8 protein-coding genes and 1 pseudogene are annotated in these 7873 nt (G+C 66.3%); 1 reads left to right on the forward strand and 8 read right to left on the reverse strand.

Translation table 11 applies throughout. The annotated features are described in order from the left end of the window. The 8 genes from A2J02_RS11435 to rimP all read right to left on the reverse strand — a co-directional run. Positions 1–370, reverse strand: a 370-nt coding sequence (locus A2J02_RS11435; protein ID WP_269454983.1) for an MATE family efflux transporter, incomplete at its 3' end; no start/stop codon positions are given. After that, entirely contained in the window at positions 367–1365 is a 999-nt protein-coding gene (locus A2J02_RS11440) for a DHH family phosphoesterase (RefSeq protein ID WP_068050192.1), read from the reverse strand. The genes A2J02_RS11440 and A2J02_RS11435, both read right to left, overlap by 4 nt. A 1-nt stretch (position 1366) precedes the next feature. After that, complete coding sequence (gene rbfA / locus A2J02_RS11445; protein WP_068050203.1) at positions 1367–1867, reverse strand: 30S ribosome-binding factor RbfA; 501 nt, start codon at positions 1865–1867, stop codon at positions 1367–1369. A 103-nt stretch (positions 1868–1970) separates the two neighbouring features. After that, on the reverse strand, positions 1971–2261 hold the full coding sequence (locus A2J02_RS11450; RefSeq protein WP_068050194.1) for a DUF503 domain-containing protein: 291 nt from the start codon (positions 2259–2261) through the stop codon (positions 1971–1973). A 154-nt stretch (positions 2262–2415) separates the two neighbouring features. After that, entirely contained in the window at positions 2416–5319 is a 2904-nt protein-coding gene (gene infB, locus A2J02_RS27230) for a translation initiation factor IF-2 (protein ID WP_082898773.1), read from the reverse strand. Positions 5320–5416: 97 nt separating this feature from the next. Further along, positions 5417–5749, reverse strand: a complete 333-nt coding sequence (locus tag A2J02_RS11465; RefSeq protein ID WP_068050199.1) for a YlxR family protein — start codon at positions 5747–5749, stop codon at positions 5417–5419. A gap of 96 nt (positions 5750–5845) precedes the next feature. Next, the gene (nusA, locus tag A2J02_RS11470; RefSeq protein ID WP_068050201.1) at positions 5846–6853 is read right to left on the reverse strand and encodes a transcription termination factor NusA; all 1008 of its coding nucleotides are present in this window, start codon (positions 6851–6853) and stop codon (positions 5846–5848) included. Continuing rightward, positions 6850–7425 (reverse strand): ribosome maturation factor RimP, encoded by a 576-nt coding sequence (rimP, locus tag A2J02_RS11475; protein ID WP_068050205.1) that lies wholly within the window; start codon positions 7423–7425, stop codon positions 6850–6852. Before rimP ends, nusA begins: the two co-directional genes overlap by 4 nt. 168 nt (positions 7426–7593) lie before the next feature. Between rimP and A2J02_RS11480 the strand changes: the two are divergent. Next, positions 7594–7873: pseudogene (locus A2J02_RS11480) on the forward strand (hypothetical protein); the annotation flags it as partial.

Here is a 7873-nt window from a genome sequence, read left to right on the forward strand (position 1 = left end):
CGATGTCCCCTCCGCCGGTCAGCACCGAGACCACGGGCTCGGCGGCGAGCTGCATCACCGCGACGATGGCGATACCGATCGCGAAGGCCAACCAGGTTGCCTGCACACCCTCACCGACGGCGTCGCGTTCGCGGCCTGCACCGTGCATGCGAGCCGCTCGCGCGGTCGTGCCGTAGGACAGGAACGTCAGCTGCGTGCTGACCTGGGCCAACACGAGCCCACCGATGGCCAGGCCGGCGAGAGCGAGCGCGCCGAGCCGGCCGACCACGGCGGCGTCGAACAACAGGTACAGGGGCTCGGCAGCGAGGACGCCGAGAGAGGGCAACGACAGACCGAGGATCTTTCGAGCCGTGACCGGGGCGGAACTCACGACGCCGACAGGGCCTCACGCAGCGCATCGATCACGTCGGGCAGGTCGCCGGTCGCGGTGTAGCCGGCTGCATTGCGGTGCCCGCCACCGCCGAGCGCGCACGCCACCGCCGACACGTCGACCTCGGTCTTCGACCGCAGAGAGACCACCCAGACCGACCCGAAATCCTGTTGCTTGAGTACCGCGGCGACCTCGGCCTCGGAGGTGGTGCGCACGATGTCGATCACGCTCTCGATCTCCTCGGACCGCAATCCGGCGGAATCCTCGCTCCTGATGACGGCGTACACCAGCCCTCGTCCGTCGGCTGCGTCGGGAAGCAACGATGCCGAACCGAGCACCGACCCGAGCATCGGCAACCAGTCGAACGGGTGAGTGTCGAGCAGCTTGCGGGCGATGTGAGCCCCGTCGATCCCCGTGGCCAACAGTCTCTCGGCCAGCAGATGAGAACCCGGGCGAACCCAGCGGAACGACCCGGTGTCGGTGACCAGACCCGCGAACAGCAAGTGGGCCAGATCGGCATCGATCTCGACGCCCCACCGATCGAACAACCGCGCGATGACGGCGGTGGTGGACTCAGCAGACGCGTGCACCACATTCAGCGTTCCGAATCGTGTGTTGCTGCGGTGATGATCGATGACGAGGCTGGCCGACGCCGTATCGAGTCGGTCGCCCAGCGAACCCAGCCGCCCCCTGCTTCCGGCGTCGACCGTGACCACCAGATCGACGGACTCGCTGACCTCGTCTGCGCCGACGAGAAGGTGTCTACCCGGTAATTCGTCCATCGACTCGGGCAGGGACGCCGGTGCTGCGAATGCCACCTGAACGGTCGCGCCGCGACGTTCGAGCACCGAACCGAGCGCAAGCCCACTACCGATCGTGTCGGCATCGGGTTGAACATGACACAGCACGGTCACCGAGGATGCACGTTCGAGCATCTCGATCGCCCGCGCCAGATCCTCGTCGGCCTCCGACACTGCCCCCGAACCGTAGGACATGTCAGTCGGCTTCGGCGGGCTCGACGCCTGCAGGAGTGGAGCCTGCGGAATAACCATCTGTGTCTGCGACTTCGCGTGGAGCTTTGTACGGATCCGGGTCCCCGGCGGGCTTGGCGTTCGCACGCGCGCGGGCCAGTTCTTCGTCGGCCACGCGGGCGCGTTCGAGCAGGTCTTCCATGTGGCGTGCGGTGTCGGGCACCGTGTCGGTCACGAACGTCAACGTCGGCGTGTACCGCACACCCGTTCCGGCTCCGACCTTCGAGCGCAGCACGCCCTTGGCCTTCTCCAGCCCTGCCGCGGCGGCCTGCAGATCGGGCGGAGTATCGAGGTCTTCACCCATCACGGTGTAGTACACCGTGGCGTCGTGCAGGTCGGCGGTCACCTTGGTGTCGGTGATGGTCACGAATGCCAGCCGTGGATCCTTGATCTCGTGATCGATCGCCGTTGCAACGATGGCGGCGATTCGCTTGGACAACTTTCGAGCCCTGGCCTGATCCACCACGACAATCACACTCCTCTTTCATGGCCGAACGTCGATTCTGTTCCGACGAAGCGGCGGTTGTGCACTTCTCGTCCGCCGAGCAGCGCTCGGCGGACTTCCCGGATCAATCCTCGGGTCCGAAGATTCTCCGGCGTACTGCCAACAGTTCCAGATCGTGGCGTTCGGCGACATGCCGTTCGCACTCGTCCAGTTTGTCGTGCAGTAGGTCGACGTCGGTACCGGCCGCGGCAACCCCCAGCAGGGACCGCCGAATACGTTCTCGCTCACCGGTTTCGGCAGCCGAGACTCCCAGCCGTTGCAGATCACCGAGCACCGGTTCCACCATCGACCGTTTCTCGGCGAGCGAACGCACATCCCCCAACAACACGTCCAACTCCAGAGCACCCAGATACACGCTGACGTCCTTCGATCAGCTTCGACGACAAAGCCGGTGGCGGTACATCTGTCGTACCACCACCGGCTCGAAAGTCGGAGCGCAGTGTCACTCCCCTGGCTTCACCACCGAGCCGACGCGACCGGGTGCGGAGCCGAAAGGCTCCGCATCCGTTCTAGTCGCGCGGCTTTTCACGGAGCTCGTACGCCTCGATGACATCGCCCACCTTGATGTCGGAGTACGTCACCGTCAAACCACATTCGTAGCCCTCGCGGACCTCCGTCGCGTCGTCCTTCTCGCGACGGAGCGAGGAGATCGTGACGGTTTCCGCGACAACGGCGCTGTCTCGGATGAGTCGCGCCTTGGCGTTGCGACGGATCGTACCGGAGGTGACGAGGCAACCGGCGATGTTTCCGACCTTGGAGGAACGGAACAGCGCGCGGATCTCGGCCTGCCCGAGGGCAACCTCTTCGTACACCGGCTTGAGCATGCCCTTGAGGGCCTTCTCGATCTCGTCGATGGCCTGGTAGATCACCGAGTAGTACCGGATGTCGACGCCTTCACGGTTGGCCAGCTCGGTGGCTTTGCCCTCCGCTCGAACGTTGAAGCCGATGATGATCGCGTTGGATGCCGACGCCAGGTTGACGTTGGTCTCCGTGACGCCACCGACACCGCGGTCGATGACGCGCAGTTCGACCTCGTCGTCGATCTCGATTCCGAGCAGCGCCTCTTCGAGCGCTTCCACGGTTCCCGAGTTGTCACCCTTGAGGATCAAGTTCAGCTGCGAAGTCTCCTTCAGAGCTGCATCGAGATCGTCGAGGCTGATGCGCTTGCGGCTCTTGGCTGCCAGAGCGTTGCGCTTGCGCGCATTTCGACGGTCGGCGATCTGTCGAGCGATTCGGTCCTCGTCGACCACCAGAAGGTTGTCGCCTGCACCGGGCACCGACGTGAAGCCGATGACCTGCACGGGACGAGACGGCATCGCTTCGGTGACGTCCTCGCCGTGCTCGTCGACCATGCGACGAACGCGTCCGTATGCGTCACCGGCGACGATCGAGTCACCGACACGCAAGGTTCCGCGAGCGATGAGCACGGTCGCGACCGGGCCGCGACCACGGTCGAGGTGTGCCTCGATGGCGACACCCTGAGCGTCCATGTCCGGGTTGGCGCGCAGATCGAGCGACGCGTCGGCCGTCAGCAGCACCGCTTCGAGGAGGGCATCGATGTTGGTGCCCTGCTTGGCGGAGATGTCGACGAACATCGTCTCGCCGCCGTATTCCTCGGCGACCAGACCGTATTCGGTGAGCTGCTGCCGGATCTTGTCCGGGTTCGCGCCCTCCTTGTCGATCTTGTTCACCGCGACCACGATCGGCACGTCGGCTGCCTGTGCGTGGTTGATGGCCTCCACCGTCTGCGGCATGACGCCGTCGTCGGCTGCGACCACCAGGATCGCGAGGTCGGTGGCCTTGGCACCACGGGCACGCATGGCCGTGAAGGCCTCGTGACCGGGGGTGTCGATGAACGTCACGAGACGCTCGTTGCCTTCGAGCTCGGTCAGCACCTGGTACGCACCGATGTGCTGCGTGATTCCGCCGGCCTCGCCTTCGCGCACCGTGGTGTTGCGAATCGAGTCCAACAGTCGCGTCTTACCGTGATCGACGTGGCCCATGACGGTGACCACCGGGGGACGCTGCTCCAGATCGTCCTCGCCGCCGGCATCCTCGCCGTAGGTGAGGTCGAACGAGTCCAGCAGCTCACGATCTTCGTCCTCGGGACTGACGACCTGAACGACGTAGTTCATCTCGCCGCCGAGAAGCTCCAGCGTCTCGTCGTTGACGGACTGCGTCGCAGTGACCATCTCACCGAGGTTGAACAGGGCTTGCACCAGTGCAGCCGGGTTCGCGTCGATCTTGTCCGCGAAGTCCGACAGCGATGCGCCGCGGGCGAGACGAATGGTCTCACCGTTGCCGCGGGGCAGCCTGACGCCGCCGACTGCGGGAGCCTGCATGCTCTCGTACTCGGCGCGCTTCGCCCGCTTCGACTTGCGGCCACGACGAACTGCTCCGCCGGGACGACCGAATGCACCTGCTGCTGCGCCGCGCTGACCGGGGCGTCCACCGCCACCGGGACGACCACGGAAACCACCTGCGGGAGCGCCGCCTGCGGGGGCACCACCGGGAGCGCCGGGAGCGCCGCCACCGCGGTAGCCACCGCCACCGCCGCCGCCCGGGCGTCCGCCCGGAGCACCACCGGGACGACCGGGGCGACCTGCTGCGGGGCCGGGACGTGCCGAACGGGTCGGCATGGCACCGGGGTTGGGACGAGGAGGCATCGAGCCGGGGCTCGGACGAGGTCCGGCCTGGCCCGGTGCGGGACGGGGCCCACCCTGCCCTGGAGCCGGACGACTGCCACCGGACGGTGTTGCGGGACGAGGCCCACCTTGTCCGGGAGCGGGGCGTCCGCCACCGGGGCGCGGAGCACCGGGAGCGGGTCGAGGAGCTGGACGCTCCACGGGAGCCGAGGAGTACGGGTTGTTACCGACACGCGGAGCCTTGGGGCCGGGCTTGGGGCCGGGACCTGCGGGCTTCGGAGCGGCCGGGGCCGAGGCAGCGTCGCTGGTGGCAGCCGACGCGGCGGGAGCCTGCTCGACCGGAGCGGCCGGAGCTGCGGGCTCGGGGGTAGGCGCTGCGGGGGCCGGAGCCGGCGCGGCAGCCGGAGTCGCGGGTGCAGCGGGTGCTGCCTCCACGGGAGCTTGCGCTGCGGGTGCTTCCGGCTCTGCCGGACGCGGTGCCGGCTTGGGGCCGGGACGGGGTCCGCCCGGTTTTGCGGCACCCGGCTTCGCGGTGCTGCTCGCTGCCCGATCGGCCGCTGCGCGACCGTTCGGTGCAGCTGCGGCCGGTGCCGACGCGTCCGTGTTCTCGGACGGGAAGGATTCACGCAGTCGACGCGCCACGGGGGCTTCGACTGTGGATGATGCGGACTTGACGAACTCGCCTTGCTCTTTGAGCCGTGCGAGTAGTTCCTTACTGGTGACACCGAGTTCTTTTGCCAACTCGTGCACGCGGGCCTTGCCTGCCACTGCTCTCCTCACTGAGAGGCCGAGCGAGGCTTGGTGCCCGCACGACCTCGGGTTATCTCCGATGGACGTTCATCGTTGGTGCTTCACGGTGTGCTCATCAGTGCTGTTGCCTGTTCTTGTCGACGGGTGTTGCTCTTGTCGTGTCCTCGACCTGCAGTTGTTCGTGCTCGTCGAGCACGGCTGTCACTGCGGACGATTCCACATTTCCCGATATCCGAAACGCACGACCGAAGACTCGGCGTCGTTCCGCATTGTGCAGGCACTCTCGGTTGTAGTGCAACCACGCACCACGGCCGGACATCGAATGCCGGACATCGGGGACGAGAGCGAATTCGTGCGAACCAGCTTCTCGAACCACGATCCTCAACAGATCGGCGGCCGGCACTCGCTCCCTGCACCCGATGCATGTACGAATCGGCCGGCTTGTCACTGCCGGATACTCGCGTTCATGCCCCTGGGCGGAGAGGTCGTTACCGAACCATCGACCACTCTACCGCTGTATTGCCCCGAACTCCGCATTCCGGCCCTACGCGCTGGTCGTCTCGGGTGCCGCCGCATCGCTGCGGATGTCGATGCGCCAACCGGTCAATCGAGCAGCCAGTCGGGCGTTCTGCCCTTCCTTGCCGATGGCCAGGGAGAGCTGGTACTCGGGAACCACGACACGGGCCGCACGGGCAACCGCGTCGACGACGGTCACCGAAACAACTTTCGACGGGGACAATGCATTCCCGACGAACGTGGCCGGGTCCTCGTCGAAGTCGATGATGTCGATCTTTTCGCCTGCCAGTTCGCTCATCACGTTGCGCACGCGCTGACCCATCGGTCCGATGCAGGCACCCTTGGCGTTGAGCCCGGACACGGTGGACGCGACGGCGATCTTCGAGCGGTGCCCCGACTCGCGAGCCACTGCCACGATGTCGACCGAGCCGTCGGCGATCTCGGGAACCTCGAGGGCGAACAGCTTGCGCACCAGATTCGGGTGCGTGCGCGAGAGCGTGATCTGCGGACCCCGGTTACCCCGGGCGACTCCGACGACGTAGCACTTGATGCGCTCGCCGTGCTCGTAGCTCTCGCCCGGCACCTGCTCTGCGGGCGGCAGCAGGCCGTCGGCTCCGTTGGCGTCACTTCCGATACGGACGATCACGGTGCCCTTCGCATTGGCACGCGTGTCACGCTGGATGACACCGTTGACGATCTCACCCTCGTGCGTGGAGTACTCACCGAACGACCGCTCGTGCTCGGCGTCGCGCAGGCGCTGCAGGATGACCTGACGCGCCGTGGTTGCCGCAATGCGTCCGAAGCCTTCCGGGGTGTCGTCCCATTCGGAGATCAGATTGCCGTCGGCGTCGAGTTCCTTGGCCATCACCCGAACGGAGCCGGTCTTGCGATCGACGTCGATCCAAGCGTTGGACTGGTGACCCTCGGTGTGCCGGTAGGCCGTCAGCAGCGCAGTCTGGATCGTCGAGATCACCATCTCGATCGGAATTCCCTTGTCCGCCTCGATGGCACGCAATGCGGCTATGTCGATATTCACTTGTCCGACCCTTCTTCCGGTGCTTCCACGTCCACGATCTCATCGGTGTTCGCGGGTGACGGCCTACTGCCGACCACGCCACCCGCCAGGTCCATCTCTTCGGCGCTCGGCCGGGAGAACTCCACCTGTACAACAGCTTTCACAACATCGGACAAGGCAACGGGGCGAGTCAACAGCACACCCTTCTCCTTGATCACCACGGTGACCGAATCGCCGTCGAGTACCCCGACGCGACCGTCGAACTTGCCGTCGGCCAGTTCGATACGCACTTTGCGTCCGCGAGCCCGACGCCAATGCCGTGCCTCGGTCAGTGGGCGGTCGATTCCGGGGGTGGTGACTTCCAACGTGTACGGAGCTTCCCCGAAATCCGTCACGGCATCGAAGGCATCCGAGATCTCGCGGCTCAGTTCCGGGAGAGCGTCGAGGTCGATTCCCTCTTCGCGATCGACCATGATCCGCACTGCACTGTGCTTTCCTGCGGCGACGACGTTCACGTCTTCGAGGTCGTAACCCCGTTCTCGAACGAGGTCGGCGAGCAGTTCGACAACCCTTTCCTTGGACGGAACAGGCATGTCGCGAACTCCTCGTGTGTAGTTGTGGGCGATCCGGCGTACGGCAGCAGGACTGCGTTTGGTGAACCAACAGCCTACCGCCCCGCAGGCAGTGCTCGTGACCACGATCGGCCGACGCGACACACGGGCACGGCACGTGCGAGCGCCGCGGTCTGGCACGATATCGGAGTGCCAACGCCGACCGTCCCCTTCGCGCTCAGTCGCCGCGGGTTGTTCCGACTCGCCGGCGTCGCTGCTCTGTCCGCGGCCACCGTGTCGACAGTTGCGGCCTGCGGTCAGGAGACGATCTCGGGTCCTGCCCTCGACACCCTGACTGCGCAGTTGCGCGCTGCCCGCGCCGACGCCGCGGATGCCACCGCGGCCGCGACGGTGATCGCCGACTACGCCGCCGCCCTGGGGATCGTTGCGGCGCAGCGGACCGAGCACGCCGATGCGCTCGACACCGAGA

Source organism: Rhodococcus sp. EPR-147, assembly GCF_001647185.1.
Lineage (GTDB): Bacteria > Actinomycetota > Actinomycetes > Mycobacteriales > Mycobacteriaceae > Rhodococcoides.